This is a genomic window from Nitrosomonas ureae (assembly GCF_900206265.1).
Classification (GTDB): domain Bacteria; phylum Pseudomonadota; class Gammaproteobacteria; order Burkholderiales; family Nitrosomonadaceae; genus Nitrosomonas; species Nitrosomonas ureae_C.
On sequence record NZ_LT907782.1, the window covers coordinates 1,169,013 to 1,195,937 of the forward strand.

30 protein-coding genes and 1 pseudogene are annotated in these 26,925 nt (G+C 43.0%); 14 read left to right on the forward strand and 17 right to left on the reverse strand.

From position 1 onward, the window contains the following. Positions 1-27: 27 nt before the first annotated feature. From lptM to pbpG, 8 genes are all read left to right on the forward strand, one after another. The gene (lptM, locus tag CPG39_RS14715; RefSeq protein ID WP_145956213.1) at positions 28-162 is read left to right on the forward strand and encodes an LPS translocon maturation chaperone LptM; all 135 of its coding nucleotides are present in this window, start codon (positions 28-30) and stop codon (positions 160-162) included. Continuing rightward, positions 159-1,412 carry a diaminopimelate decarboxylase gene (gene lysA / locus CPG39_RS05335; protein ID WP_096292387.1) on the forward strand — a complete coding sequence of 418 codons (1,254 nt, stop codon included), beginning with the start codon at positions 159-161 and terminating at the stop codon, positions 1,410-1,412. The genes lptM and lysA overlap by 4 nt, the downstream gene beginning before the upstream one ends. Before the next feature lie 69 nt (positions 1,413-1,481). Next, a complete protein-coding gene (locus CPG39_RS05340) occupies positions 1,482-2,540 on the forward strand; it encodes a phytoene/squalene synthase family protein (protein ID WP_096292388.1) in 1,059 nt (352 codons plus the stop codon). A 14-nt stretch (positions 2,541-2,554) separates the two neighbouring features. After that, positions 2,555-3,544, forward strand: coding sequence for a hopanoid-associated sugar epimerase (gene hpnA, locus CPG39_RS05345; RefSeq protein WP_096292389.1), 990 nt, complete (start codon positions 2,555-2,557; stop codon positions 3,542-3,544). A 300-nt stretch (positions 3,545-3,844) separates the two neighbouring features. Continuing rightward, entirely contained in the window at positions 3,845-4,252 is a 408-nt protein-coding gene (cheY, locus tag CPG39_RS05350) for a chemotaxis response regulator CheY (RefSeq protein ID WP_096292390.1), read from the forward strand. A gap of 32 nt (positions 4,253-4,284) precedes the next feature. Continuing rightward, complete coding sequence (cheZ, locus tag CPG39_RS05355) at positions 4,285-5,043, forward strand: protein phosphatase CheZ (RefSeq protein WP_096292391.1); 759 nt, start codon at positions 4,285-4,287, stop codon at positions 5,041-5,043. 702 nt (positions 5,044-5,745) lie between these two features. Next, a complete protein-coding gene (locus CPG39_RS05360) occupies positions 5,746-5,973 on the forward strand; it encodes a hypothetical protein (protein ID WP_096292392.1) in 228 nt (75 codons plus the stop codon). Positions 5,974-6,389: 416 nt separating this feature from the next. Beyond that, positions 6,390-7,217 carry a D-alanyl-D-alanine endopeptidase gene (gene pbpG / locus CPG39_RS05365; protein ID WP_013648204.1) on the forward strand — a complete coding sequence of 276 codons (828 nt, stop codon included), beginning with the start codon at positions 6,390-6,392 and terminating at the stop codon, positions 7,215-7,217. Positions 7,218-7,232: 15 nt separating this feature from the next. Here the strand turns inward: pbpG and CPG39_RS05370 are convergent, their stop codons facing one another. Then, entirely contained in the window at positions 7,233-8,738 is a 1,506-nt protein-coding gene (locus CPG39_RS05370; RefSeq protein ID WP_096292393.1) for a carboxypeptidase M32, read from the reverse strand. Positions 8,739-8,856: 118 nt separating this feature from the next. Between CPG39_RS05370 and hemJ the strand changes: the two genes are divergently transcribed. Next, positions 8,857-9,300 carry a protoporphyrinogen oxidase HemJ gene (gene hemJ / locus CPG39_RS05375; protein WP_096292394.1) on the forward strand — a complete coding sequence of 148 codons (444 nt, stop codon included), beginning with the start codon at positions 8,857-8,859 and terminating at the stop codon, positions 9,298-9,300. A 155-nt stretch (positions 9,301-9,455) separates the two neighbouring features. Here hemJ and CPG39_RS05380 read toward each other — a convergent pair whose 3' ends face one another. From CPG39_RS05380 to ligA, 7 genes are all read right to left on the reverse strand, one after another. Continuing rightward, positions 9,456-9,740 carry a helix-turn-helix domain-containing protein gene (locus CPG39_RS05380; RefSeq protein ID WP_096292395.1) on the reverse strand — a complete coding sequence of 95 codons (285 nt, stop codon included), beginning with the start codon at positions 9,738-9,740 and terminating at the stop codon, positions 9,456-9,458. 2 nt (positions 9,741-9,742) lie between these two features. Beyond that, positions 9,743-10,090, reverse strand: a complete 348-nt coding sequence (locus tag CPG39_RS05385; RefSeq protein WP_096292396.1) for a type II toxin-antitoxin system RelE/ParE family toxin — start codon at positions 10,088-10,090, stop codon at positions 9,743-9,745. A 234-nt stretch (positions 10,091-10,324) separates the two neighbouring features. Next, on the reverse strand, positions 10,325-10,792 hold the full coding sequence (locus tag CPG39_RS05390) for a hypothetical protein (RefSeq protein ID WP_096292397.1): 468 nt from the start codon (positions 10,790-10,792) through the stop codon (positions 10,325-10,327). 35 nt (positions 10,793-10,827) lie between these two features. After that, entirely contained in the window at positions 10,828-11,361 is a 534-nt protein-coding gene (gene def / locus CPG39_RS05395) for a peptide deformylase (protein WP_096292398.1), read from the reverse strand. Continuing rightward, a complete protein-coding gene (locus CPG39_RS05400) occupies positions 11,351-12,097 on the reverse strand; it encodes an S-methyl-5'-thioinosine phosphorylase (RefSeq protein WP_096292399.1) in 747 nt (248 codons plus the stop codon). The genes def and CPG39_RS05400 overlap by 11 nt, the downstream gene beginning before the upstream one ends. 19 nt (positions 12,098-12,116) lie before the next feature. Further along, complete coding sequence (locus CPG39_RS05405; RefSeq protein WP_096292400.1) at positions 12,117-12,662, reverse strand: hypoxanthine-guanine phosphoribosyltransferase; 546 nt, start codon at positions 12,660-12,662, stop codon at positions 12,117-12,119. Positions 12,663-12,669: 7 nt separating this feature from the next. Further along, complete coding sequence (gene ligA / locus CPG39_RS05410; protein WP_096292401.1) at positions 12,670-14,703, reverse strand: NAD-dependent DNA ligase LigA; 2,034 nt, start codon at positions 14,701-14,703, stop codon at positions 12,670-12,672. A 121-nt stretch (positions 14,704-14,824) separates the two neighbouring features. Here ligA and CPG39_RS05415 point away from each other — a divergent pair, with 121 nt between their 5' ends. From CPG39_RS05415 to CPG39_RS05435, 5 genes are all read left to right on the forward strand, one after another. Next, positions 14,825-15,649, forward strand: coding sequence for a DUF2914 domain-containing protein (locus CPG39_RS05415; RefSeq protein ID WP_096292402.1), 825 nt, complete (start codon positions 14,825-14,827; stop codon positions 15,647-15,649). A 38-nt stretch (positions 15,650-15,687) separates the two neighbouring features. Beyond that, on the forward strand, positions 15,688-16,233 hold the full coding sequence (locus CPG39_RS05420; protein WP_096292403.1) for an NUDIX hydrolase: 546 nt from the start codon (positions 15,688-15,690) through the stop codon (positions 16,231-16,233). 21 nt (positions 16,234-16,254) lie between these two features. Continuing rightward, the gene (locus tag CPG39_RS05425) at positions 16,255-17,034 is read left to right on the forward strand and encodes a DUF4126 family protein (RefSeq protein ID WP_096292404.1); all 780 of its coding nucleotides are present in this window, start codon (positions 16,255-16,257) and stop codon (positions 17,032-17,034) included. A 106-nt stretch (positions 17,035-17,140) separates the two neighbouring features. Further along, positions 17,141-18,277, forward strand: a complete 1,137-nt coding sequence (gene earP, locus CPG39_RS05430) for an elongation factor P maturation arginine rhamnosyltransferase EarP (RefSeq protein ID WP_096292405.1) — start codon at positions 17,141-17,143, stop codon at positions 18,275-18,277. 78 nt (positions 18,278-18,355) lie between these two features. Then, positions 18,356-18,919, forward strand: coding sequence for an elongation factor P (locus tag CPG39_RS05435; protein ID WP_013648234.1), 564 nt, complete (start codon positions 18,356-18,358; stop codon positions 18,917-18,919). Positions 18,920-18,969: 50 nt separating this feature from the next. Here CPG39_RS05435 and CPG39_RS05440 read toward each other — a convergent pair whose 3' ends face one another. The 9 genes and pseudogenes from CPG39_RS05440 to CPG39_RS05480 form a co-directional block, all read right to left on the reverse strand. Continuing rightward, a complete protein-coding gene (locus CPG39_RS05440; RefSeq protein ID WP_096292406.1) occupies positions 18,970-19,530 on the reverse strand; it encodes a NifU family protein in 561 nt (186 codons plus the stop codon). A gap of 85 nt (positions 19,531-19,615) precedes the next feature. Then, on the reverse strand, positions 19,616-20,104 hold the full coding sequence (gene sufU, locus CPG39_RS05445; RefSeq protein WP_096292407.1) for a Fe-S cluster assembly sulfur transfer protein SufU: 489 nt from the start codon (positions 20,102-20,104) through the stop codon (positions 19,616-19,618). Continuing rightward, positions 20,104-21,363: a cysteine desulfurase gene (locus CPG39_RS05450; RefSeq protein WP_096292408.1), complete on the reverse strand. Its 1,260-nt coding sequence runs from the start codon at positions 21,361-21,363 to the stop codon at positions 20,104-20,106. Before CPG39_RS05450 ends, sufU begins: the two co-directional genes overlap by 1 nt. Then, positions 21,360-22,667, reverse strand: a complete 1,308-nt coding sequence (gene sufD, locus CPG39_RS05455) for a Fe-S cluster assembly protein SufD (protein WP_096292409.1) — start codon at positions 22,665-22,667, stop codon at positions 21,360-21,362. The genes CPG39_RS05450 and sufD overlap by 4 nt, the downstream gene beginning before the upstream one ends. Continuing rightward, positions 22,664-23,458, reverse strand: a complete 795-nt coding sequence (gene sufC / locus CPG39_RS05460; RefSeq protein WP_096292410.1) for a Fe-S cluster assembly ATPase SufC — start codon at positions 23,456-23,458, stop codon at positions 22,664-22,666. The genes sufD and sufC overlap by 4 nt, the downstream gene beginning before the upstream one ends. Further along, positions 23,455-24,891 carry a Fe-S cluster assembly protein SufB gene (gene sufB, locus CPG39_RS05465; protein WP_013648240.1) on the reverse strand — a complete coding sequence of 479 codons (1,437 nt, stop codon included), beginning with the start codon at positions 24,889-24,891 and terminating at the stop codon, positions 23,455-23,457. Before sufB ends, sufC begins: the two co-directional genes overlap by 4 nt. Before the next feature lie 129 nt (positions 24,892-25,020). Beyond that, entirely contained in the window at positions 25,021-25,356 is a 336-nt protein-coding gene (locus CPG39_RS05470; protein WP_096292411.1) for a HesB/IscA family protein, read from the reverse strand. A 148-nt stretch (positions 25,357-25,504) separates the two neighbouring features. Then, positions 25,505-25,993: a Fe-S cluster assembly transcriptional regulator IscR gene (gene iscR, locus CPG39_RS05475; RefSeq protein WP_013648242.1), complete on the reverse strand. Its 489-nt coding sequence runs from the start codon at positions 25,991-25,993 to the stop codon at positions 25,505-25,507. A gap of 514 nt (positions 25,994-26,507) precedes the next feature. Continuing rightward, positions 26,508-26,684 (reverse strand): annotated as a pseudogene (locus tag CPG39_RS05480) (IS5/IS1182 family transposase); the annotation flags it as partial. Between the last annotated feature and the right edge of the window lie 241 nt (positions 26,685-26,925).

The window sequence follows — 26,925 nt, forward strand, 5'->3', positions numbered from 1 at the left end:
CGGTAAATTATCATTTAAGGTTCATTCATGCGTTTAGTCTGTGTTGTCATTTTCTTAGCTTATTCTTTAAGTGCGTGTGGTCATAAAGGTCCGCTTTTTCTCCCTCAAACTGATGAAGCTAACCGCATGGCGCCAAGTGAAAGTGAAACGGAAAGAAAATGAGCGGCTTTCCGGAATTCATCTACCACGACGATGAGCTTTTTGTCGAATCAGTACCTCTAAAGCAGATTGCTGAAAAATTCGGAACACCCTGTTATGTCTACTCACGATCAGCATTGACTAAGGCTTATCAAGCGTTCGATACAGCATTTGCAAATCGTGATCATCTGATCTGTTTTGCAGTTAAGGCCAATTCAAATATTGCCATACTCAATCTTTTCGCTCAACTTGGCAGCGGCTTCGACATTGTATCCGGCGGGGAATTGCAGCGTGTCATCAAAGCAGGCGGAGATCCGGGAAAAATAGTTTTTTCCGGTGTTGGAAAAAGCAGGTATGAAATGCGTATGGCTCTGGAAGTGAATATCTTATGTTTCAATGTAGAATCCGAGGCTGAATTAATTGCCTTGAATAGGATTGCCAAAGATATGGACAAGCTTGCACCGGTCAGTTTACGTATAAATCCGGATGTCGATGCCAAAACACACCCATACATCTCCACCGGCCTCAAAGAAAACAAATTTGGTATTCCCGCCCGTGAAGCTGAAAGGATCTATAAATCCGCGCACTTATATCCCAATATTCGCTTTATCGGCTTGGATTGCCACATTGGCTCGCAGTTGACGGAACTTGAGCCTTTCATGCAAACCAGCAAAAAAATGCTCCACCTATTGGATAGTCTTCAAGCGCAAAACCTGGAGATTGAGCATCTGGATTTAGGCGGAGGATTAGGTATTCGCTACAACGATGAAATTCTGCCGTCGATTGGTGATTATGTTTCCGCACTTTGTATCAACACACATCAAATAAAACAACGCCTTCTAATTGAACCCGGCCGTTCTTTGGTGGGTAACGCAGGCATTCTTCTGACGCGCATTGAATACCTAAAACATACACCCGCACGTAACTTTGCAATCGTTGATGCGGCAATGAACGACTTGATGCGTCCAGCACTTTATGATGCTTATCATGAAATTTTACCCGTTCACAAAAATTCTGGAGAAATCGAAGATTACCAGATCGTAGGACCTGTATGCGAAACTGGTGATTTTTTAGGTCATGATCGTCGGATCGGTCTGATCGATGGAGATCTTTTAGCTATCATGTCAGCCGGTGCATATGGTATGAGTATGAGCTCAAATTACAATTCACGACCACGTGCTGCTGAAATCATGGTAGATAAAGATACTACTCACATTATCCGGCAGCGTGAAACGATTGATCAGTTATTTTCTAACGAGAGAACTCTATCTTAATAAGCAGCATGAATCAGGAGATACATTTAATTATACTAACAAGTTGTACCGCTTTATGATAAATCTGCAATGACAAGCCACTCTCGCATCAATGATGAACAATATCAAGACTACATTCTGCAGGGTGTCTCACGCACTTTTGCATTAACCATTCCACAATTACCCGAGCCTTTACGACGCATCATAGGCAATGCATATCTGCTTTGTCGAATCACGGATACGATTGAAGATGACAATGCTTTGACGATAGAACAAACCCGGCAATTATCGGATATGTTTGCCGAAGTAGTATGTGGAAATGCATCAGCGGAGGAATTTTCACTAAAATTGCACCCTCTCCTTTCTGATCAAACCATTCCTGCTGAACATGACTTAATAAAGAATACCCCCGCAGTTATTCGTATCACGCACAGTTTTAATCCCGTGCAGCGTAGGGCACTGGAGCGATGCGTTAGAATTATGGCGCAAGGCATGGTGGATTATCAGGAAACTGAATCTTTGGAGGGACTCAAAGATTTATCTGCAATGAATCAGTATTGCTATTACGTTGCAGGCGTTGTCGGTGAAATGTTAACCGAGTTATTCTGTGATTACTCAGCGGAAATTAATGCACACAAACCCGTCTTGATGAAACTTGCCGTATCATTTGGACAGGGCTTACAAATGACCAATATTCTCAAAGATATATGGGATGACCGTAAAAGGGGTGCCTGCTGGCTGCCACAAGATATTTTCCTTAAGAATGGATTTAACCTTAGCAAATTACAGCCGGGTATGAACGATACCAAATTTCAAGCTGGATTGGCAGAACTATTGGGAGTGGCTAAAGGACATCTACTTAACGCCCTGATCTATACCAACCTAATTCCTCCGCACGAGAGAGGCATTCGCCGATTTTGTTTATGGGCAATTGGCATGGCCATCTTGACGCTTAATAAAATAAATCGACACCGGAATTTTTCTGAAGGTGCACAAGTCAAGATCAGTCGCCGTAGTGTTAAAGCAACTATCCTGACAACCAGTTTGTTTGCCAGCCACAATTGGATACTCGAGCTATTGTTCAAGTATACTTCCAGAAAACTTCCAGAAGTTAGCTCACACTCAGCGGCGTTATCAGAAATTAGCTAAGCAATTACAATAATATGAAATCATTAGTTACAGGAGCAACTGGATTTCTCGGCTCAGCGGTTATGCGATGCTTGCTAACAGCCGGCCATGATGTTCGGGTTTTGGTTAGACCGAACAGTAATCGCAAGAATCTTGAGAGTTTTGCGGTTGAAATTTGCGAAGGCGATCTACGTAACCATGAATCCCTTAAACATGCGGTTCAGGGTTGCGATAATCTTTTTCATGTTGCAGCTGATTATCGTCTTTGGGTTCCTGATCCAGAAACCATGTATGATATCAATATCAATGGAACGCGTGCCCTCATCATGGCTGCGCATCAGGAAGGCATAAAACGTATTATCTATACCAGCAGCGTAGCAGCACTGGGCCTAAATCCCGATGGATCACCGGCTAACGAAGAGACTATATCAGATATTTCCGCAATTACCGGATACTATAAACGCTCCAAATACCTTGCTGAACAAATTGTGAAGCAATTAACCGATGAACACCATTTACCCTTAACTATCGTTAACCCTTCAGCCCCGGTAGGCCCGGGAGATATTCGCCCCACCCCAACCGGGCGCATTATATTGGATACACTCCTGGATCGCATGCCTGCCTATGTGAATACTGGTCTAAATATTGCTCATGTTGATGACATCGCGTATGGTCATTTACTGGCATACCAGAACGGGAAGCCGGGAGAACGCTACATACTGGGTGGCGATGACATGACTCTACTGCAAATCTTGCAAGCCATCGATGAAATCCAGGGAGTAAAAAAGACTCGTATCAGCATACCTATCAGCGTCATGCTACCTATGGCATGGTGGATGGAAAGAATTGCAAGTCTCACACACTCAGAACCCCGTGCAACACTGGATAGCATTCGTATGGCTAAGAAATTGATGTTCTTCTCCAGTAAAAAAGCACAACATGAATTAGGTTATCAATACCGCCCGGCACGTGAAGCAATTAGGGATGCAGTTAACTGGTTCAAAGAAAATGGCTACAGCAACTAATTAATCAAATATTTTCCCGGGAAGTATCGGTAAACATCCATCTGCAGCACATTAAAACCTCTAAAAACTGCACGCTTAGGGATTCGTGGTTACGTATATCACCTTCGGAAATTTCAATCGCAAAGCTCTTAATCTAGAGCACGATTTTCACCCAATCTTTTCTTATTTGACCTAAATTTTAACAATCATCTGTCGTAAACACACCAGGCAAGATTAATACAAACCAAACCATTTAATTAGCCAGTGATAGATTTTGCAATTCCAGTACTACCAAAAATATAGCTATTTACGGAGAAAAGTATGTCTGACAAAAATTTAAAATTCTTGGTGGTCGATGATTTTTCTACTATGCGTAGAATCGTTCGCAACCTTCTAAAAGAACTTGGATTTGTCAATGTTGACGAGGCGGAAGATGGTGCAATTGCATTGCGTAAACTGCAAGATGGTAATTTTGACTTTATCGTATCTGATTGGAATATGCCCAATATGGACGGGTTAACTATGCTCCAGAATGTGCGCGCAAACTCGGCATTAAAGAATATTCCCGTCCTCATGGTTACCGCTGAAGCTAAAAAGGAAAATATTGTAGCTGCCGCCCAAGCGGGTGCAAGTGGTTATATCGTTAAACCATTTACTGCTGCCGTGCTTGAGGAGAAACTAAATAAAATTTTCCAGAACATGAAAACCAAATTAGCTGAGAAAGCGTAAATTCCATTTAATAACAGACAGGTAAGTTAACTATGAATACAAAACATCAGACAAAAATAAAGGTTAACGAAATTCATCAAGCATCCACTCCCAAAAAATCTAGAAAATCGATTCAATTAGCAGATGCATCAAAAAGTTCTGAAGTCAATCTTACAGAAAACCAAGAACTAATAACAACTGACAAGAAAGTTATTGATCAGGTTGGATTATTAACACGAAACTTACATGATAGCTTGCGAGAATTAGGATATGACACACGTCTCCAAGAGATTGCTGCTGAAGTGCCCGAAGCTCAAGACAAATTGACTTATGTAGCCACAAAAACTGAACAAGCTGCCGAGCGTGCACTCAATGCCACGGAGATCGCAATGCCGATTCAAGAAAAGCTTGCAAATAATGCAATTTATCTATCCGAGCAATGGAAACAAGCCTTTGAAACCCAGCAAGTGAACCCAGACACTGAAATGTTCAAAACATTGCTTATTGAAACACTTCAATATCTTGACAAAGTACCTGAACAAACTAATGCAACCAATACACAACTGCTTGAAATAATGATGGCACAAGATTTTCAAGATCTCACAGGTCAAGTAATCAAGAAAATTACGCATATGGTCCAAAGTTTAGAAAAAGATCTCATTGATCTATTGTTGGCCAATGTCTCTGTCAAGAAGAGCCATGCGGATGATGAAGGACTTATGAATGGGCCAGTTACCAATCCTGAGAAAAGAAATGATGTCGTATGCAATCAAGATCAGGTAGATGATTTTCTGGCTAGTCTTGGTTTCTGAACTGCACACAAAATTTTTCCAAGTATCGTTGTGTGAATTGATCTCTGGTTTTGCACTTCTCATTTTCTTTATTTTGAGGGGATTTCTTCCTGTAATAATGCTTTCTTTAGCATCTGATATACAAGGACGCATAGAACAGGCTTAAGCAACCTCATAAAGGACAAACATGGCGAACGGCTACACAACAAATCGCCCCGCGCGCAAGCAAGGGCGCGTTTGGAAATAAGTCACAGTCAAATCATAGCACTAAAAAATTCCAGCGTACGATATAGCAGCTCAATGAATGAAAAGAAATAATCGCGCTGATCAATCGCTAAATTGCTGAATCGTGGCTTTACAAAAAAGACAGCGATTAAGTCCGAGGATGCTCCCATCATCTACTCAGTCGCGCAAGGTGCCATCTGGTGATGGGAATGATTGGGAAAAATTCCAGATCAACCTGGTTCAAATGCTTTTATGTATTTTGAAAGAGAGCAAAGAATAAAAATTGCACTTCATATTTAAATCCACCCTAACTTAATAAAGTCTGTCATCGCCCTTAATTGATTTAAACTCAATTAATCGCAAGAAATGCACGCATTCCCCAGTTCATTAATTTGAAAAAGAAATGGCCATTACGGCCTTGATTGTGATAAATTCATGGTTGGTAAGTCAGGTATATAAAAATTGGCTTCCTTCATAACATTAATATAGGAGTAGAAAATGAGCAAATTTCTGATCGCTGCAATCGGTTTGGTTTTTTTAGTAGGATCTTCTGTCACAATGGCAAGCGGAAACAAAGAGTCTTCAATGCCACCAATGTCTGCCCAGGATATCTTGAATCAAATGTCATGCGAAGGCAAAAAAGACGGTGAGAAAATTAGAGATCGCACTGACGGTGAAATGATTACCTGTCCTGCTAAAATCAAACAGCCAAATTTTGGTAAATAATTAATCAGTTGTAAAGCACCTCATAAATAGGTCAAGCTTGAGTGGATCGCTTTTTATGTTTTATCACCTAAAACAATCGCATCGATTGAATAGGGATTTGAATAAATTTAGCACTGTCGGCTTGATCTATTGTTTTGTGTGCTCAATGCAAAATGTATCATGAAGCGGATAAATAATCGCTCAACACATTGAATAATTTTTCCTGGATCGTCACATCGTATTAATGGATATCAATAACTACTTATCATGACGATCCATTAAATCGACACAAAAAATTATCGTTCTCAGAAGAAAAGTAAGATTCCAATAAAAATATCTTGATAATAAAATGCTTAAAAGATATTTTCCTCGCTCATAAAAATAGATGAATTAATACAAATTTGATTTGCAATTTTTACTCATTGAGAAGGAAAATAATGAAACAAGTATTTATTTTATCTTGCATTTTGTTTTTTTATACTGGCAGTTCCCTGGCACAAAAAAACAATCCGGATATTAAATCTCAGGCGGCTCTCGTTTTTAATGCACAAAATGAGTACGTCATCTACGACAAGAATGCCGATAAGGTTATGCCCATTGCTTCCATTACCAAATTGATGACGGCCATAGTTACGCTGGATGCACGTTTATCACCGAATGAAATCATCACGATAGAGAATGCTGATGTTGACAAGCTAAAGTACACCACTTCCCGTTTACCCGTAGGCAGTAAGCTTTCTAGACATGAGTTGTTGAAGTTATCATTGATGTCCTCAGAAAACCGCGCAGCGGCAGCGTTAGGGCGCACCTACCCTGGTGGTACTCAGGCATTTGTGAATGCCATGAACATCAAAGCCAAACAAATGGGTATGATTAGCAGCCGATTTGTCGAACCCACAGGATTAAGCAGTAACAATGTAGCGACTGCACGCGATTTGGCCAAACTGGTCGCTGCCTCCAATCGCTATACGGTAATACGCGAATTCTCCACCGCATCACAACATTCCGTATCTCCGGGAAACAAACGCGGTCAGTTGCAATATGTCAATTCCAATAGCTTAGTGCGCAGCCAGAACTGGACTATCGATGTTTCCAAAACCGGATACCTGAATGAGGCCGGGCGCTGTCTAGTCATGCACGCCAAAATTTCCGGGCAGCCCGTTGTTATCGTGCTTCTTAATTCATGGGGTAAAAATACGCGTATCGGTGACGCAAATCGTGTCAAGAAATGGATAGAAAGCAATCCAGGTCGCAAACAAGTATAGCGAAATCAAACCAAACTAAGCCAACTGGTAAATTTCACTGTATTTAGTGGTTAAGTAATGAATAAAATGTTCCGGATTCAAAGCTTCACCGGTTACACGCTGCACAAGCTCTTGTGGCGTGTAAAGTCTGCCTTGGCGGTGAATTTTTTCGTTTAACCAGCTTTTAATCGGCGCAAAATTTCCTGTTGTAATGTTTGTTTCCGTCTCCGGTTGCTCGCTCTTTAAGGTGTTATAAAACTGACAGGCATATATCGCACCCAATGTATACGAAGGAAAATACCCAAACGCCCCGCCGCTCCAATGCGAATCCTGCAATACGCCCAACGTATCCGTGGGCGGCGTAATTCCCAGATATTTCTGCATTAATTCATTCCAAATCCCGGGTAAATCATCGACCCGTATCGAATCGTCAAACAGACCCTTTTCGATCTCGTAGCGCAATATGACATGCAACGGATAAGTCATCTCATCCGCTTCCACACGGATAAAACCCGGCTTACACGTATTGATCGCACGATAAAACGAATCCACAGTGGCGGATTTCAGATTATCGGGAAATGTGGCCCGGATCGTCTCGAAATAATGCAGGCAGAATGGCTTACCCTGAGCAATCATGCGTTCCCAAAACAATGATTGGGATTCATGAATTCCCATCGTTAAGGATTCCGCGGCCGGCACATCACCCAACTCATACGGGCGTCCCTGTTCGTACAGTGCATGACCGGTTTCATGAATTACCGAATACAATGATTCGATAAAGTCACTATCCTTATAACGCGTTGTAATCCGCACATCGGTGGGATGACTGCCACCGCAAAAAGGATGCACCGACACATCGATCCGACCTTGTTGAATATTAAAACCGATATCCTGGCTGATTTTACGTGCCAACGCTTCCTGTTTATCGAGCGCAAACCTGCCCTGCAGGAATGACGTATCCGGTTGTTGAGGATGATTTTGAATAGCTTCGATCAACGGTATCAGCGTCTGCTTCAAGCGCTCGAACAGGGGTGTGATCATGTCCATCGTGGTGCCGCGCTCAAACAGATCGATATTGGCGTCATAAGGTCTCAAATCGGGCGATACACACTGCGCCCACTCGGTCTTCAATGCCAGGAAACGTTTCAACACCGGCGCAAAATCGGAAAATTTATTCTCTTGCCGCGCCATCACCCAAACACCCTGCCCGCGCGAACCCAACTCTGTCAGCTCCTGCACCAACCGCTTCGGCACTTTGATTTCCAACTCATAACTGTGCAGCGCTTCACGGATATTGCAGCGTTCAACTTCACTCAAGCAATCTGAATTTTTTTCTTTCAACTCATTCAAGCAATCCCCCAGCGCAGAATCAGTCATGCGCTCATGAATCACCCCCGCCAGCGCAGCCATCTGTTTCGCGCGCGCCTCACCGGCGCCTGCAGGCATCATCACTTCCTGATCCCACCCCAGCGTACTCATCACGCCATTTAAATGGGCAATTTCTTCCAATTTTTGCACTAAATTTTGATAATGTTGATCCATAGTCATTTCGCTCTTTAATCAAACCGCAGATATTACAATAATCCCCTAATCTCAAGGAATAACGCTAAAATTACACACTCACCATCATACAACTTTAATACTAGCCATTCACATCGCCATGCTCTGGATTAAATCACTGCACATTATTTTCATGGTCACCTGGTTCGCGGGACTATTCTACCTTCCACGTTTGTTTGTTTATCACGCGATGTGCGAAGACCAACCCGGCAGAGAGCGCTTCAAGATCATGGAGCGCAAACTGTATTATGGCATCATGACCCCCGGCGCGGTGCTAACTGTAGTGTTCGGCGTGTGGCTTTGGCTGGGCTACGGTTTCTCGGGAAGCTGGTTGTACGCCAAGCTGGCATTGGTATTGATACTGATCATCTATCATTATTACTGCGGAAAATATGTTAAAGCGTTTAAAAACAATGCCAATCAGCATGGTCACGTATTTTACCGCTGGTTCAATGAATTTCCAGTGTTAGTTTTGTTTGCGGTGGTGATACTGGTGGTGGTTAAGCCTGACCTGATGATAGTGATTTCCGGGTTATTTGAGTAGCGACCAAAGCGCAAGACAGACTCCATCTCTCCAACCCAGACCACCATGCATCGATTCCCATTGAAGTTCATCACTGGTCAGCGTTTCCCCTGCTTTGCAAGTTACTAGCCTTTTCAGGTCATAATCCATTCGATGCACCTTATCGGTACTGCTTTTCAACTATCCTGACTAATAGAAACTTCAATTTTACAACCAAGAACGGCTGCAAATTTCTCTAAAGTCGATAGTTTGATATCTTCGGCATGATTTTCGATTCTCGATATTGCTGATTTCTTTGTGTTAAGTTTCTCAGCAATCTGTTCTTGTGTTAGCCCGGAGGCTTCTCTGGCTTGTCGAAGCAGCACACCTATTTTAAAAGCCTGATAGCCTTCTTCATAATTCTCATTAAATGCAACATCAACCGCCTTCCGCTTGCTGACATATTTTCTTAAATCACTCATGATTATTTTCTCCTTTTGAGATATTCTTTCTTACGCGCTTCGGCGATCAGAATTTCTTTTGCAGGCGTTTTTTGTGTTTTTTTCTGAAAAGCATGATTTAGAATCACCACTTGCTTGCCTTCCAGAAAACCCAATAATCGAAAAATGTTATTTCCTGCTTGAATTCGAACTTCCCATAAATCATCAGTATTCACCAGTTTCTTAAAATACTGCGCAGGAATAACTTCCAGATCTTCAATCAACTGCAATACCCAAGTTACTTTTTGCACTTGCTCTCCCGATAAGGAATCCAAAAAATCTTCTACCGGACAAGCGCCTGACTCCGATCGGTAAAAATGAATCGTTCTCATTGTATGATGTTAACATACAAGTTAACCAACGACAATTGGGGCGACACAAACTTATTGATCAATTGGTAAATTCCTCACTACGATGTGATACCTACGAATTGTTACGATTGTATGAGATTCGGATTATCTAGTACTGGTTCTGTTTTCGGTGGTGATATTGGTAGTAATTAGACCTAATGTGGATGCAGTTGATTTCTGATATTCAACTTGATCATAGTTGTCACAACTCAGTATCTAGTAGCTAATATTAAGATATTTCTTGAATTTCTGTTTCGTTGGCTCGAATTGTTGTGTTAGCCAATTAAGCTCAGTTTCTATTCCCTCACAAACTTTTTGATGATCATATCCATATGGTTTAGGTTGTGTAGAATCACGGTATTGCTTGTTCCAGGATTGAAGCTTCACACCATGCTGATATATTTCTTCGATATATTTTGAGATTTCTGGTTCAAATAAAAAATCTGCTTCAGAAACAGCTTTACGAAATTTTAATAAATCGTCATAACTCGCTCCTGCATCTCGAACAACAATACCCAGAATCTGTCGGACTTCCTCGTATACTTTTAGTCGTCTATCATAAAGATCAAGAAATAGCTTCTGTCGATTTATCTTCCATTGCTGATACGCAATGTATGTTGTAACCACAGCAATTGTTGGTGTCAATAACGCCTTTGAGATTTCGATAAACTGCTCAATACACATACAAACCTAACAAATATCAGATAAATGGTATAAATCTAATCATCCACAACCACCTGCCCCGGAAACAGCACCTCCGTAAACCCGAACTGTCTAAAATCCTTGATCCGCATCGGATACAGAATCCCCTGCAAGTGATCACATTCATGCTGTACCACGCGCGCGTGAAAACCATTGACGTTGCGGTCGATCGCTGAGCCGTATTGATCGAAGCCCTGATAGCGCAGGCTCGTATAGCGTGGTACGACGCCGCGCAGGCCGGGTACGCTGAGGCAACCTTCCCAGCCGTCTTCTTTGTCGTCGGATAATGGCGTCAAATGCGGATTGAGGAGCACGGTAAAGGGCACTTCGTCGGCATCGGGATAACGTTGATTCTTTTCAAACCCAAAAATGACGACTTGCAGACTCATGCCGATTTGGGGCGCCGCCAGGCCCGCGCCATTCAAATGCGCCATGGTATCCTGCATATCCTGGATCAGCGCATGCAGTTCCGGGGTATCGAATCGATCGACAGGTTTAGCCACTTGCAGCAGCAATGGCTCACCCATTTTGAGTACCGGTTTAATGGCCATCGCAGCTCACCACATGTTCCAGAATGTTTCTGACGCCCATCATCGCTTGCTCCAATACCGCATAAATCTCCTTCAACGGAATACCGTTCACGTTAGTGCCGCGTCCTGCGGCATAATTGGCAACCACGGCAATGCTGGCATAATTTAAGTTCAGCTCCCTTGCCAGCGCGGCTTCCGGCATACCGGTCATGCCTACGATATCCGCGCCGTCGCGCTCCAGGCGGTTGATCTCGGCGGCTGTTTCCAGCCGGGGACCTTGCGTCGCGGCATAAACTCCGCCATCGAAAACTGCTTCGTTGGCATTTTTTGCCGCTTGCAACAATAAGGCGCGGGTGTACTGACTATACGGCAATGTCATATCAATATGCGTGACGGGCTGTTCCTTGTCTTCAAAAAAAGTGAAACTGCGTCCATAAGTATAATCAATAACCTGATCCGGAATCATGAGCCGCCCCGGTGCCAGATCAGCGCGAATACCGCCTACCGCCGCTACGGCGATGACATGCGAAGGCTGCAATGAATGCAGCGCCCATAAATTTGCGCGATAATTGATCGCATGCGGTGGAATCGTGTGTCCATGCCCATGCCGCGCCAGAAAAACGATATCTTCATTTTTCATCTTGCCAAAGGTCAATGGGCCGGAAGGCTCACCGTAAGGGGTACGTATGATTTCCCGGCGCGATATTTCCAGGCAGGATAATTGCGTCATTCCACTGCCGCCAATAATTGCAAACATCATTCTCCCAAACTTGGATTCAATCTTTTACTGCATAAACGGCGGGTAAATTCCGCCACACCCCGTGTATATCCATGCCGAACCCAAAAACGTAGCGGTCCGGAACGATCAGCCCAACAAAATCAGCCTGAAGCGGCTTCGGCTTGCTCGTTTCTTTCTCGGTAAACACCGCGCTATAAAATGCTTTTGCGCCATTTTTCAGCACTTTATCACGAATGGCAGCAAGCGTAAGGCCTTGATCCAGAATATCATCCAGCACCAGCACAACCCGATCTTTGACACTCTCTCCAGGCTCAACCCGCCATTGAATTTCCCCACCCTGTAGCTGCTTGTTATAACGTGACAAATGCAAATAATCAAAATCCAGCGGAAAATGAAGTTGCGGTAACAAGTGCCCGGTAAATACCACCGCACCGCCCATCACGCATAAAACCAGTGGCTGTTGCTGCGATAACCGCTGCGTGATATCCCGTGCCATACGATGCACCGTTTGAGCAACCGTTCGCTCGGAATAAATCAGTTCCGCCGTTTCCAGGATTTGTTGCGCTTGTGAATAAGTCAGCATGGCAATTTCAGCGTTCTTGCAGTAATTCCAGCAATCCCGCTTCATCAAGCACAACAATACCCAAGCTCAGCGCCTTGTCGTATTTGCTGCCCGGATCCGCACCCACGACGACATAATCTGTTTTCTTGGAAACACTGCCGCTCACTTTCCCCCCTAGCAATTCAATCTTTTCTTTAGCTTCTTCACGGCTCATAATCGGTAGCGTTCCAGTTAAAACAAACGTCTTGCCCTGCAAGGGTCTCGCTTCTCCGGCCAAAACGGATATTCCCTCATGCTCACTCCAATGCACTCCACAGGCACGAAGCTGCTCAATCACTTCACGGTTATGGGTTTCGGCAAAGAAATCCGCAATGCTTTGCGCCACCACCGGACCCACATCCGGAATTTGTTGCAAACGCTCACTACCGGCTTCGATCAGCCGGTCGAGGCTGCCACAATGCGCCGCCAAATCCTTTGCGGTGGCTTCTCCAACGTTACGAATCCCCAATGCATAGATAAATCTTGCTAATGTCGTATGCTTACTTTTTTCTATCGCGCGCAAAATATTACCGGCTGATTTCTCCGCCATGCGTTCCAGATCAGCCAGCGCACTTAATCCCAATTTATACAAATCCGCCGGGGTACGGATAATCGCCCGATCCACCATCTGCTCAATCAGCTTATCGCCCAAGCCCTCAATATCCATCGCCCGACGCGAAGCAAAATGCAAAATTGCCTGTTTACGCTGCGCCGGGCAAAATAATCCACCGGTACAACGCGATACCGCCTCATCCACAAGCCGCACGGCCTTAGCGCCACATACCGGGCAATGCTCCGGCATCACAAAAACCTGCGTATCTACCGGACGTTTTTCCAGTATTACCGATACGATTTCCGGAATCACATCACCCGCTCGGCGAACAATGACGGTATCGCCAATGCGCACATCCTTGCGTTCAATTTCATCCGCATTGTGCAAAGTGGCATTGGTAACGGTCACGCCACCGACAAATACCGGTTTTAAGCGCGCGACCGGCGTCAAGGCGCCGGTTCTTCCAACCTGAATCTCAATACCCGACAGTTGCGTGATCGCTTCCTGTGCCGGAAATTTGTGCGCCAGCGCAAATCGTGGCGCGCGCGATACGAATCCTAACCGTTCCTGCTGTGCCAGGGAATTGACTTTATACACCACGCCATCAATATCATACGGCAAGCGCACGCGCTGCACCTCAATCGCTTGATAATACGCTAACAATTCTTGCAACCCTTTAACTACGCCACCTTCTTTGGCAATGGGGAAATGTAACGACGCAAGATAGGCCATTACATGACTGTGTTTATCCAACGGCATGTGGCAATCCTGATATTCTCCAACGCCATAAGCAAAGAAAGTTAAACGCCGGGTTGCGGTAATACCAGGATCCAGCTGACGTAACGACCCTGCTGCTGCATTGCGCGGATTGGCAAATTCTTTTTCACCTTTAGCGGATTGACGCTGATTCAAAGCCAGGAAATCCGCTCTCAACATTAATACTTCCCCTCTCACTTCCAGCCATAATGGCGGATTCTCGACCGGCAGCGACAAAGGAATTGATTTAATCGTTCTCAGATTCAATGTGATATTTTCGCCCGTATAGCCATCGCCACGTGTCGCACCGGTTTTAAAAATTCCATTTTCATAACATAAACTAACAGCCAGTCCGTCAAATTTCGGCTCTACCGCATATTCGACATTGTCCACTGCCAACCCTTCACACACGCGCCGATCGAAAGCTTCCACTTCGGCATCGTCAAACGCATTACTCAGCGATAGCATCGGCCTACGATGCACAATTTGCGAGAAAGCTTTGAGTGGTGCCGCACCCACGCGTTGTGTGGGAGAATCGGCTGTGATGAGTTGCGGATAGTCTTGTTCAATGTGCTGCAACTCGCGCAATAGTCTGTCATATTCGGCATCGGGAATGGATGGAGTGTCCAATACGTAATACCGGTAGTTGTGCAGCTCGATCTCGGCGCGTAAATCTTGTATGCGTTGCCTTATTTTCTCGATTCTTTCATTCATATCGAATCAGTATAATGAATCCCGGTAAAACACGGTTTCAGTTCTTGACCAAAAATCCTTTATACTGCGCATTCGTCAAAAAACCAACCCTGTGACTTCATCTTGTTCTAAAAAGTACATTATGAGCAATAATAACAATACATTAAAAATCCGCATTCAGATTCAGCAAGAACCTCCGCAAGCCATCGAGGAAATTTACCCCGAACCTGAAATCGTTTATGAAGAATCCCTGGATTGGAGAAAAATTTCTATTGCCGCACTCACCCTGCTAACTATTTTAGTTTTACTCGGTTATTTAATTTTCAGTAGCGAAAGCTCTGAGAGGTCCATAAATGATTCAGCAATTTCCACACCTGAGAGCACGTTGCCTCCGACAGAGATTGAAACCAAACCCGACACATCCGACAACCCGGCAGGAATTGAGCCAGACACCCTGATCAACACGCATCCTACCCCATCAGCGCCGACAACCGACAGTAACATTACCCCACCTCAAACCATCATCCTACCCGCCAGAAAACCAAAAACAAGCTCTATTAGTGATTTACCCACCTCACCAGACAAAAATGCTCCCAAAACCGCACCTCAATCCAAGCCGCAAAAAACATCGGATCAACCCGAAGTTCTTAGAGCCTTGTTAACCCATGCAATCAAAGGGCGCGAGCCCGTTGATTCGATTGATACTGTACAATTAAAACCGGGAGAAACCAAGCCCATCCATTTCTACCTGCAATTACAAAACCTGCAAGGAAAAAATATCCGGGTTAACTGGTATTTTAATAACAAACTGGATTCACAATTACGCTTGCAAGTACATAATAGCAATTGGCGCACTCACGCCAGCAAGCAACTGGATCACCAACGAATAGGTTCCTGGCGTGTGGAATTAATCGATGAATCGGGAAATCAGCTGGCAATCAGGAATTTTACCGTCACGGAAAACTGAGTTTTTGATCTTACTGAATAAGCAAGTTAGGACGCACCATGAAATATTGCAGCAACTGTAGTGCCACTGTCGTATTGATGATACCTGAGGGCGATTCTCTACCCCGCTATGTATGCAACACCTGTAATATCATTCATTATCAGAATCCCAAAATGGTTGTGGGATGTATTCCTGAATGGGAAGATAAAATTTTATTGTGCAAGCGTGCGATAGAACCCCGTAAAGGCTGGTGGACTTTGCCCGCCGGTTTTATGGAAAATAACGAAACGCTGGCACAAGCCGCAGCGAGAGAAACTCTGGAAGAAGCTAATGCGCGTGTGGAAATTGGCGATTTATACGCAGTATATAGCCTGCCTCATATCAGCCAAGTTTATTTTATTTTCAGGGCAAAGTTGCTAGACCTCGATTTCAAGCCCGGAATCGAAAGCCTGGAAGTCAAACTGGTATCCGAACAAGAAATGCCGTGGGAAGAAATGGCGTTTCGGGTCATTCACGATCCGCTCAAGCACTATTTCAAAGAACGCGTTCAAGGAAAATTCAATCTTCATGTCGATGTGATTAACAAAACTCAGAATGCCCCATAATATGGATGAATAAATTCTAATATGGAAAATTACGAAACACTGCTAGCAACAATCGCTTTAATGATGGGTGCTTCCTGGGCCAGCGGCATTAATCTGTATGCCGTTTTATTGGTGCTGGGAGTGGGTGGCTCGACAGGTCATATTAATTTGCCTGCTGAATTATCGGTATTACAAGAACCCCTGGTGATAGGTGCAGCCGGTATTATGTATTTCATTGAATTTTTTATGGATAAGATTCCTGGAATGGATTCTGCATGGGATTCTATTCATACTTTTGTTCGAATTCCTGCAGGTGCCATGCTAGCAGCCGGCGCAGTCGGAGACGTGACACCTGCACTTGAAATTGCCGCAGGTATTTTAGGAGCCGGTGTGGCTGCAACCAGCCATGCTACCAAAGCTGGCACACGGTTGTTGATAAACACATCTCCTGAACCGGTTTCGAATTGGTCAGCTTCCATCACGGAGGATTTTTTGGTGTTCACGGGGATGTGGGCAGCGCTGAAGCATCCGGAAATCTTCCTGATATTATTTGTTGTGTTTATGGGTATTACCCTGTGGGTATTACCAAGAGTATGGTATTTAATTAAAACATTGCTTTCAAAAATGGCAAAATTTCTCAGTTTTGCATCTAGGCAAACTGCAACAAGCAATGAGGCGGACTCTATTCTTCCATCAATGGAATCTCAACCACATGAACAGATAATGGCACTGGAACGATTGCGACAACTACGCGATTGCGGCGTGCTCACGGAACAAGAATTTGAACAGCAAAAAAGCGCCATTCTGAAAAAGAGCGACTAAGACGATAATTACGTGATTAAATTTCTCAATTATCGCGATGCAATACTCTTGGCAATATCAGTGCTCACACAAAAGATGATTCCAAACATAACTTGTCGATAGTTCAATGCGACGCCGGTGGGATATCTTTTGTACAGTTATCGATAATTTCGGTGATATTGGCGTATGTTGGCGCCTTGCCAAGCAACTGGTTCATGAACATGGCCATTCAGTACGATTGTGGGTTGATAATTTAGGCAGCTTTGCCAATATAGCACCGGATGTAAATTCTCGAGCTCAGTACCAAATCATTCAATGCGTTGAGATTTGCTATTGGCAACGATCATTTGTGGATACTGAACCGGGAGACGTAATCATTGAAGCATTCGCGTGTGAATTGCCTGAAAAATATGTAATGGCGATGTTACAGAAAGAAACCAATCCTGTCTGGATTAATTTGGAATATCTGAGTGCCGAACCTTGGGTGACTGAATATCATGGTTTACCTTCACCGCATCCCCGTTTTTCTTTAACCAAAACATTCTTTTTTCCCGGCTTTGTGCCGGGCACTGGCGGATTGTTGCGGGAGAAGGATCTTCTGGCGAGCCATGATGCCTTTAACCATGCAGCAGAGCAGGAATTCTTCCGACGCAAAGATTTACCTAGAAGAAAATCCGGGGAGATACGCATTTCATTGTTTTGTTATCAAACCGCGCCCATCGAAAACTTCATTCAAGTATTATCAGAATCAACGGTACCCGTTTTATTGATCGTGCCGCAAGGAATTGCTGCTGATCGCATTTCAGCACTATTTAATCATACAACATGCCAGACTAAGGCATTAATAAGCTATAAGCGACTTACCATTCAGATTATTCCGTTTATGGAACAAACGGAATACGACCTATTGCTGTGGAGTTGTGATTTTAATTTTGTACGCGGTGAAGATTCTTTTATACGCGCACAGTGGGCGATTAAACCTTTCATATGGAATATTTACCCTCAGCAGGAGGATGCTCATCGGGATAAATTGGATGCGTTTCTTACGCTATACACAGCAGGGTTACCTGTCAAAGTTGCATCCGCCGTGCAAACAATGTGGCACGGTTGGAATGAGAAATATGAATTAAATAATCTTATTTGGAAAAACTTCGCAGCTTGTTACGAGCCTTTGGTTCAGCATAATAAGAACTGGGTTAAGCAATTGCTGAAACAGGAAGATTTAACATCCAATCTGGTGCAGTTTGCTGAAAATCAGCTATAATTCCCGGTTATCAAGCTCAAAGCTTACTGTTGATACCCACATTAATCTAACTTCTAACTTAAAATTTGGAATTGAACTATGAAAACCGCAATGGAACTACGATCAGGCAACGTCATAATGATTGGTAATGACCCTATGGTTGTACAACGGGCAGAGTTTACCAAGTCTGGCCGTAATGCATCTGTGGTAAAAATGAAATTGAAGAACCTGTTTTCCAGTACTACAACCGAAACTGTTTACAAAGCGGATGAAAAATTCGATTTAGTTGTTCTGGATAGAAAAGACTGTACATACAGTTATTACGCTGATCCGCTCTATGTTTTTATGGATGCGGATTATAATCAGATTGAAGTTGAGGCTGACAACATGTCAGACGTTCTGAATTACTTGACGGATGGTATGGAAGATGTATGTCAGGTAACTTTCTACGATGGCAAGGCGATTTCTGTTGAGTTACCCAATACAATTGTACGCGAAGTCGAATATACCGAACCAGCAGTACGGGGCGATACAACGGGCAAGATCATGAAACCCGCTCGCCTTGCGGGAACAAATTTTGAAATTCAAGTGGCGGCTTTTGTTGAGATTGGCGATAAAATCGAGATTGATCCGCACAACAACGAATTCCGAAAACGTGTTTGATGACTGATCGAAATTAAGGTGGCTATGCCACCTTTCTTTATGCCGGACATTTAACTGGCAACAACTTGAATATCAGGCTCTAGGGTTCTAAGCATATTCTCAATTCCTCTCAGGGTACCCGAAATTGAACTGGGACATGTACCGCATGCACCTTGATAATGGATACGCAGAATGTTGCCCTCCAGTCCCAGGATATGCAAATCACCACCATCACTTTGCAGATAAGGGCGTACCTCTTCATCTAATAAAATATTGATTTTCTCCAAACGCAGTTGATCTTCCGGATTCAAGTTCGCCAGAGCCTGGCTAGCAGTAGCGATGGTTTCGGCAGATTGCGCAGAAGCGGCCGGCGCTGCACGGATAGGGTCGGCGATATCTCGCGCCAAGTCTTGCCAATTAGCCTCACCATCCTGGGTAACAGTGATCCAATGATCGATATAAAAGACATTCGTGACATGATCAATATCGAATAACGCAGATGCTAACGGGTCGTCTCTAGCGGCTTCAGCATTATCGAATGAACGTGCAACGCCCCATGTCAATGGTTCTTTAAGAATGAATTTTAAAGCATTCTTATTGGGTGTTCCTTCAATGTCAGAGATTTTTGGCATTTTGTGAGTATTAAGGTATTGAAACTGCGATTGATATGCAGTATGGATGGCTAATAGATGTTATGCACAGATCTTAAACTGACACTCAACCAACAGAATGATTCGATACTACTTGTGCGGAATCATTATTGGCTTCGGTCGAAGTATTAGAAATAGAGTTGAGTGCGGCATGCAAAGTATGCCACGGCAAAATTGCGCATTTAACCCGCGTCGGTAAGTCGCGAATGCCTGAGAAAACCGTTAATCGCCCAAGATGATGCGGATGACTCGTATCCAGTTTTCCAGTAGCCAGTTCGCGAAATTCATGAATCAGTATTTCCGCATTCGAACGAGATTTCCCTTTGACTGCAGTTGTCATCATCGATGCGGAAGCCTTGCAGATTGCGCAGGATTCTCCTTGGAATGCAATATCACAGATCTGCTCATTCTCAAGTTGCAATGTAATATCCAGACGATCACCGCATAACGGATTGTGACCCACTGCATGATGACTCGCTTGATCCAGCTTGCCATAATTACGCGGCTTTCTGTTGTGGTCGAGAATGACCTCTTGATACAAAGAATTGGTATGCATTATAAGAAAACCTTCTGAACTGTTTTAATCCCGGCAATCAAAGCATCAACCTCTGTCTTGCTATTATAGAAAGCAAATGAAGCTCTGGAGGTGGCCGGTACATTAAATCGCTGCATGACAGGTTGTGCACAGTGATGCCCGGTACGAACGGCAATGCCATCTTGATTTAAGATGGTTCCAATATCATGTGGATGGACTCCATCAATGGTGAAAGAAATGACAGCAGTTTTTTCATTCGCTGTACCAATAATCTTAACACCAGGGATTTGAGCAAGACATTCGGTTGCGTAATCAAGCAATGTAAATTCATACGCAGCAATATTCTCGATACCAATAGCCGTCAAATAATCAATGGCAGCGCCAAAACCAATTGCAGCGGCAATCGGTGGAGTACCTGCCTCAAATTTATGAGGAATGGTGTTATAGATCGTTTCTTCAAAAGTTACCGATGCGATCATATCCCCGCCACCTTTATAAGGCTGCATGGATTCCAGGAGTGCAGCTTTACCATAGAGCATGCCTACTCCGGTCGGACCACATAATTTATGCGCTGAGAATGCATAAAAATCGCAATCAAGCGCCTGCACATCAATAGGTATATGAGGAGCAGCCTGTGCACCATCAATTAACACAGGAACATCATATCGATGAGCGAAATCGATCATTCTTTTAATCGGATTAATCGTACCGAGTGCATTCGAAACATGGATCAAACCGACAAACTTAGTACGCTCATTAAATAACCTTTCATATTCGTCGACATCTAATTCGCCTTTGTCATTAATTGGGACAACACGAATTTTTGCACCTTTTTCGTTAGCCAGCATTTGCCACGGAACAATATTAGAGTGATGTTCCAATGTGGTAAGAATAATTTCATCGTTTGCTTGGATAAATTTGCGTCCATATCCTTGCATAACCAAGTTAATGGAATCTGTTGTACCGCTGGTAAAAATAACTTCCCGATCTTCGCGTGCATTGATGAATTGTTGTAACTTACATCGTGCATCGTGATATTCCTGCGTGGCAACTTCAGATAAATAATGTACGGCACGATTAATATTTGCGTGTTGTTTAGTTTGATAGCGTACTAAGCGATCAATGACTAATTGTGGCATTTGACTGGATGCAGCATTATCAAGGTAGACAAGCGGTTTTCCGTCAATTTTCAGATCGAGAATAGGAAAATCGGTGCGAACCTTTCTCCAATTGATGTCAGAAGTAATTTCTGATTTCAGAGAAGCATGCGCTGAATTCATAATTTACTACCCCGAGTTTGATTAAGTACAGTTTGTTCCAACTGCTGCCTGAGTGAATTTACGGGAATACGATTGATTATTTCCGCACCGAAGGCGTAAGTTAATAAACTGCGTGCTGTTGCTTCTGATAAGCCACGGCTTTGTAGATAAAAAATTTCTTCTTGATCAAGCTGCCCAACTGTTGCTCCATGCGCACATTTAACATCATCGGCAAAAATCTCCAGTTGTGGCTTTGTATCTATTTGTGCAGTTTTACTCAGTAACAAGTTACGGCTCGATTGTGATGAATTTGTTTGCTGCGCATGAGGCCGTACGATAATTTTTCCATTAAATACAGCATGAGCTTTATCATTGACGATACATTTATGTTGTTGACGACTGATTCCATTTGGTTTTATGTGATCAATGCAGGTATGCGTATCGGCCAACTGGTTATCTGAAATTAACGCAAGCCCATCAATCGTGCACTCTGCAGCTTCATCACCTAATTGAACATTCAGATTGTAGCGGGAAATCTGCGCTCCTAATGAAATGCTGACCGATTGATAGTTACTTCCATGAACCAATGAAACTGCGCAATTTGCCAGATGATAAGCTTGTGCGCTTTCACGTTGAATTCTAATGTGTTTCGCGTGCGCATTCGCTGACAAGCTAATTTCTGTTACTGAATTTGTCACATAGGCGGTCTCCCGAAGAGAGACATAATCCTCAACAAATGTTACGTTACTTCCGGGCTCTCCAATTATCAAACAGCGTGGATAGCAAGTTACCTCTGATTGTGTCGCAATGAACAATAAGTGAATGGGTTCTGCGATGACGGTATTCTTTGGCGCAATGATCAATGCGCAATCACGAAGGAATGCTGTATTGAGCGCAGCAAATACGTTGTTATCAAATTTAGCGTATTGACCAAAATGAGATTCCAGAACTGATGCATGTGTTAATAAGAATGTTGATAAATTGCCAATCTGAAGTACTGCGGGATCAACATGGGTCGATAACTGCGGAGAGTAATAGCCATCTACAAACACCAGAGAGCTTTTTGCTTCCTTCAGATACAAATGTTCAATATCCTGCGTTTGCAAATTAGTGTGCGGTTGTGCAGACTGAAAGGATAGGCGAGTAAGTGCCGAGATATCAGTGAAGCGCCATTCTTCGTCACGCTTCGTGGGTAATCTCTGCGTACTGACATGATCAATGGCACGAGCACGTAATTGATTTAACCATGATAACGGCTCATTTGATTTTGTCGACCAAGATTTCAGTAAGCAATCAAGGTAATCGGTAGCAACTGTTTCGCTCATGCGATTGCTCCGGCAATTGACCGTTTATTTGCAGTAACCCAGTCATAACCTCGTGTTTCCAGTTCAAGTGCTAATTCCTTACCACCTGTCAACACAATATGGCCTGACTGCATAATATGCACAAAATCAGGCACAACATAATCCAATAAACGTTGATAGTGCGTTACTAAAATTGTGGCATTGTCTTTATTAGTAATATGATTAACACCATTGGCTACGGTTTTAAGTGCATCGATATCAAGCCCGGAGTCCATTTCATCCAAGATACTCAATTTGGGTTCTAACAAGGCCATTTGCAAAATTTCGTTTCGTTTTTTCTCACCACCTGAGAACCCCTCATTGACACTACGATCCAAGAAATCGGGATTCATATCTAATAATTTCATTTTTTCGCGCACAAAATCATCAAATTCGAGAGGATCCAACTCTTCCTTGCCTCGTTGGGCTTGTATTGTGTTATAGGCAAGACGAAGAAATTGCGTGTTTGCTACACCTGGGATTTCGATCGGATATTGGAAAGCCAAAAATAATCCAGCGCGTGCGCGATCCTCAGGTACCATTTCCAACAAATCTTTATCTTCAAACCGCACGGTTCCTGCTGTAATTTCATACGCAGCGTGGCCTGCCAGCACTTTTGCCAAAGTGCTTTTTCCGGATCCATTCAAACCCATAATTGCATGAATCTCTCCACTTTTTATCGTGAGATCAATGCCTCTGAGAATCTCAGTGCCATTAATACTGGCACGCAGCCCCTGAACCATGAGAAGGGTTTTACTGTTATTAACAATCATCCGACACTCCCTTCCAACTTAAAACTGAGAAGCTTGGTAGCTTCAACAGCAAACTCCATTGGCAATTGCTGAAACACATCCTTACAAAAACCATTAATGATCATTGAAACTGCTTCTTCTGCATCGATGCCGCGTTGCGAAAAATAAAAAAGCTGATCTTCGCCAATTTTAGAAGTAGACGCCTCATGCTCAACAATTGCACTGTTATTATGAACTTGAATATAAGGAAAAGTATGCGCACCACATTGATCGCCAATAAGCATAGAGTCGCATTGCGAGTAATTTCGCGCACCTTCGGCGGTCGGAGAGATACGTACCAGACCACGATAGCTACTGTTAGAATGGCCAGCCGAGATACCTTTACTCACTATGGTGCTGCGCGTATTTTTCCCGAGATGAATCATTTTCGTCCCAGTATCAGCTTGTTGATAATTATTGGTTACCGCAACTGAATAAAATTCTCCAACCGAATTATCACCCCGCAATATGCATGACGGATACTTCCACGTGATTGCGGAACCGGTTTCTACCTGTGTCCATGAAATTCGAGAATTCTTCCCTTTTGCCAAACCCCTCTTAGTAACAAAGTTGTATATACCACCAATCCCATTCTCATCACCAGCATACCAATTCTGGACTGTTGAATACTTGATATCTGCATTATCTAACGCAACCAGCTCAACCACTGCAGCATGTAACTGATTAGTATCAAATCTAGGCGCCGTACAGCCTTCAAGATAAGACACAGTAGCATCTTCCTCTGCAATGATTAATGTACGCTCAAACTGTCCGGATCCTTCTGTATTAATGCGAAAATAGGTGGACAGATCCATCGGGCATTTGACACCTTTAGGAATAAAGCAAAAAGAACCATCCGTAAATACTGCAGAATTCAAAGCTGCAAAATAATTATCACCCACAGGCACAACAGTTCCCAGATATCTCTGAATAAGCTCTGGATGGTTATGCACGGCTTCAGAAATGGAGCAGAAAATGATGCCGACTTCCGCAAGCTTTTGCTTATAAGTAGTAGCTACCGAAACACTGTCAAAGATAACATCGACAGCGACACCTGCAAGTGCCGCGCGTTCATGCATCGGCACACCAAGCTTTTCAAATGTACGCAATAATTCAGGATCAACTTCATCCATACTTGCCAATTTTTTCTTGGGCTTTGGTGCTGAATAATAACTGATAGCTTGAAAATCAATTTTTGGATAATGAACGTTTTGCCATTCAGGTTCTTTCATTGTTAACCATTTTTGATAAGCTTCCAGGCGAAATGACAAAAGCCACTCAGGCTCATTTTTCTTGGCTGAAATTAATCGAATGATATCTTCATTGAGCCCTTTGGGAGCAACATCAGATTCAATTTTAGTGACGAAGCCGTGTTTATACGGTTGATTAACCAGACTTTGCAGTACTGCACTCATTTGGTTTCTTCCTTTATTTTAGTATTTATATAATTTGAAACAGATATCCTACAATCTTAAATTACATCAAAACGACTACTGATATACAAACCGGAAATATACTGGAATCGAAATTACTATTAATTAAATCTAAACGGATTCTTTTACGCTGAAGCTATCGCCACAACCGCATGTATTATCAATATTCGGATTAATAAACTGGAAAGAACTGTTGAGACCTTCCTTGACAAAATCGATTTGAGAACCATTCAAATAAGGCAGGCTGTATCTATCAACTACTATCTTAGTTTTATGTGACTCAAATAACTCATCATCGGGGTTAATCTCATCAGCATAATCAAACGTATAAGAAAATCCTGAACAACCCGATTTTTTAATCCCAACACGGAGTGCAAGTCCTTTACCGCGCTTCGCAAGTTGTTGCTGAATATATTTTGCAGCATTTTCAGTTAGTGTAATAAGCATAATTTAGTCCAATGTATTATTTCTTCGTATAAGCAAAAACTTATCCTAATTTAATTAGACACAGACTTAATAATATTGTTCTATAGCAATTTATCTATAAAGCATTGTTAGATTTTTTGAGAATGGAAAATCTTATTAAAAACGAATATCAGCTGTACGCAACCGTTGTTTCACGTCGTATATCAGCTTCACGTCGCATATCAAGAAGGGGAACGATTGCTTCATTCTGTTGATTGATTTGATTATCCACCAATTCCTTAAGTGTAACAGCACCAAGATACTCAAAAATGAGCTCATTCAATTTCGCCCATAAATCATGTGTCATGCACTTTCCATCATTATGACAATTTTCTTTACCGCCGCATTGCGTGGCATCGATAGGCTCATCAACCGCAAGAATAATGTCGGCTATCGATACTTTATCTAAATCTTTTGAAAGACAATAACCACCTCCAGGACCACGCACACTATCCACCAATTCAGATTGGCGCAACTTTGCAAATAACTGTTCCAAGTACGACAAGGAAATCTTCTGTCTTTGACTGATATCCGCCAGTGTTATTGGATGACTGCTTTGCTGCAAAGCAAGATCAAGTAACGCGGTAACCGCAAATCTTCCTTTTGTAGTTAATCTCATGATTAATCCTCTAAATAAGTGTTAGCAAAAATAATACCCGATTAATTTTATCAACTATACAATACCCGATTGATTTAGTCAACAATAAGCGAGGTAATTTTCTGATCATGACAATAACCTGATACTCATCTGATAATTAATCAACTGCTTCTAAAATTATCCAACAATCAAAGCGATCAATAGTGGGTACATTGTTCTACATTTTTGCATTGTTCTGTTTTCTCTCTCTGTTTCATCAGGTTTCCTTGCGCGGCGCAAGTTATCAATACCACTGCAATGATTTGTGGTGACATCACCTTTGCATATGTGCGAGGAATACCAATGATAGTCAGATTTCAGCAACTCATTGCTCGATATATTCGTTTCTTGCAAGCTCTGGAGATATTCTGAAATTCTTTGGTAAGATTGAATAGCCTTACTTTGTATTCAATAATGGGATTGTCAGAATATGAGCGTTTCTTTCCTCTTGGCTCAGATAGTGTAGTCACGAGATATTTGGAGCAATACATCTGATTTATACAGCGGCGAAGAAAGAGGTGGTGTTTTTGGCGTATCGTGTAGCGATGCCGCGCCATCTCTTGAGGTGCAGAAAAGCATTTTCGACAAGATGCCGCAATTCATACAATGCTTTATCGTAGAACCTTTGCGCTATACGGCTTTTCTTTGCAGGGATTATAGCTTCCATGCCCTGATTTTCCCCCTCACTCCGGCGGCAAGTCCCGCCATAGCGCACCCGTACGCATAATCCAGAATACAGCATTGTGGAATTGGCAGTTAAACCCTCCCCAACGCCTTGGCATCCAAGCAGATGGCCTCTAGCTGCTCCTATACTTCGTCTGATATGTCATATCTGTAGTGTATAAAGCATATGAAATCCTTACGTTTCCACAGGAATCTCATAGCTTTAATCTCGTGACTGCATTATCTGAGGT

Excerpts from the sequence above, each read along its gene's own strand:
- lptM (WP_145956213.1), top strand. The coding sequence starts at position 28 with ATGCGTTTAGTCTGTGTTGTCATTTTCTTAGCTTATTCTTTAAGTGCG.
- lysA (WP_096292387.1), top strand. The coding sequence starts at position 159 with ATGAGCGGCTTTCCGGAATTCATCTACCACGACGATGAGCTTTTTGTC.
- CPG39_RS05340 (WP_096292388.1), top strand. The coding sequence starts at position 1,482 with ATGACAAGCCACTCTCGCATCAATGATGAACAATATCAAGACTACATT.
- hpnA (WP_096292389.1), top strand. The coding sequence starts at position 2,555 with ATGAAATCATTAGTTACAGGAGCAACTGGATTTCTCGGCTCAGCGGTT.
- cheY (WP_096292390.1), top strand. The coding sequence starts at position 3,845 with ATGTCTGACAAAAATTTAAAATTCTTGGTGGTCGATGATTTTTCTACT.
- cheZ (WP_096292391.1), top strand. The coding sequence starts at position 4,285 with ATGAATACAAAACATCAGACAAAAATAAAGGTTAACGAAATTCATCAA.
- CPG39_RS05360 (WP_096292392.1), top strand. The coding sequence starts at position 5,746 with ATGAGCAAATTTCTGATCGCTGCAATCGGTTTGGTTTTTTTAGTAGGA.
- pbpG (WP_013648204.1), top strand. The coding sequence starts at position 6,390 with ATGAAACAAGTATTTATTTTATCTTGCATTTTGTTTTTTTATACTGGC.
- CPG39_RS05370 (WP_096292393.1), bottom strand. The coding sequence starts at position 8,738 with ATGGATCAACATTATCAAAATTTAGTGCAAAAATTGGAAGAAATTGCC.
- hemJ (WP_096292394.1), top strand. The coding sequence starts at position 8,857 with ATGCTCTGGATTAAATCACTGCACATTATTTTCATGGTCACCTGGTTC.
- CPG39_RS05380 (WP_096292395.1), bottom strand. The coding sequence starts at position 9,740 with ATGAGTGATTTAAGAAAATATGTCAGCAAGCGGAAGGCGGTTGATGTT.
- CPG39_RS05385 (WP_096292396.1), bottom strand. The coding sequence starts at position 10,090 with ATGAGAACGATTCATTTTTACCGATCGGAGTCAGGCGCTTGTCCGGTA.
- CPG39_RS05390 (WP_096292397.1), bottom strand. The coding sequence starts at position 10,792 with ATGTGTATTGAGCAGTTTATCGAAATCTCAAAGGCGTTATTGACACCA.
- def (WP_096292398.1), bottom strand. The coding sequence starts at position 11,361 with ATGGCCATTAAACCGGTACTCAAAATGGGTGAGCCATTGCTGCTGCAA.
- CPG39_RS05400 (WP_096292399.1), bottom strand. The coding sequence starts at position 12,097 with ATGTTTGCAATTATTGGCGGCAGTGGAATGACGCAATTATCCTGCCTG.
- CPG39_RS05405 (WP_096292400.1), bottom strand. The coding sequence starts at position 12,662 with ATGCTGACTTATTCACAAGCGCAACAAATCCTGGAAACGGCGGAACTG.
- ligA (WP_096292401.1), bottom strand. The coding sequence starts at position 14,703 with ATGAATGAAAGAATCGAGAAAATAAGGCAACGCATACAAGATTTACGC.
- CPG39_RS05415 (WP_096292402.1), top strand. The coding sequence starts at position 14,825 with ATGAGCAATAATAACAATACATTAAAAATCCGCATTCAGATTCAGCAA.
- CPG39_RS05420 (WP_096292403.1), top strand. The coding sequence starts at position 15,688 with ATGAAATATTGCAGCAACTGTAGTGCCACTGTCGTATTGATGATACCT.
- CPG39_RS05425 (WP_096292404.1), top strand. The coding sequence starts at position 16,255 with ATGGAAAATTACGAAACACTGCTAGCAACAATCGCTTTAATGATGGGT.
- earP (WP_096292405.1), top strand. The coding sequence starts at position 17,141 with ATGCGACGCCGGTGGGATATCTTTTGTACAGTTATCGATAATTTCGGT.
- CPG39_RS05435 (WP_013648234.1), top strand. The coding sequence starts at position 18,356 with ATGAAAACCGCAATGGAACTACGATCAGGCAACGTCATAATGATTGGT.
- CPG39_RS05440 (WP_096292406.1), bottom strand. The coding sequence starts at position 19,530 with ATGCCAAAAATCTCTGACATTGAAGGAACACCCAATAAGAATGCTTTA.
- sufU (WP_096292407.1), bottom strand. The coding sequence starts at position 20,104 with ATGCATACCAATTCTTTGTATCAAGAGGTCATTCTCGACCACAACAGA.
- CPG39_RS05450 (WP_096292408.1), bottom strand. The coding sequence starts at position 21,363 with ATGAATTCAGCGCATGCTTCTCTGAAATCAGAAATTACTTCTGACATC.
- sufD (WP_096292409.1), bottom strand. The coding sequence starts at position 22,667 with ATGAGCGAAACAGTTGCTACCGATTACCTTGATTGCTTACTGAAATCT.
- sufC (WP_096292410.1), bottom strand. The coding sequence starts at position 23,458 with ATGATTGTTAATAACAGTAAAACCCTTCTCATGGTTCAGGGGCTGCGT.
- sufB (WP_013648240.1), bottom strand. The coding sequence starts at position 24,891 with ATGAGTGCAGTACTGCAAAGTCTGGTTAATCAACCGTATAAACACGGC.
- CPG39_RS05470 (WP_096292411.1), bottom strand. The coding sequence starts at position 25,356 with ATGCTTATTACACTAACTGAAAATGCTGCAAAATATATTCAGCAACAA.
- iscR (WP_013648242.1), bottom strand. The coding sequence starts at position 25,993 with ATGAGATTAACTACAAAAGGAAGATTTGCGGTTACCGCGTTACTTGAT.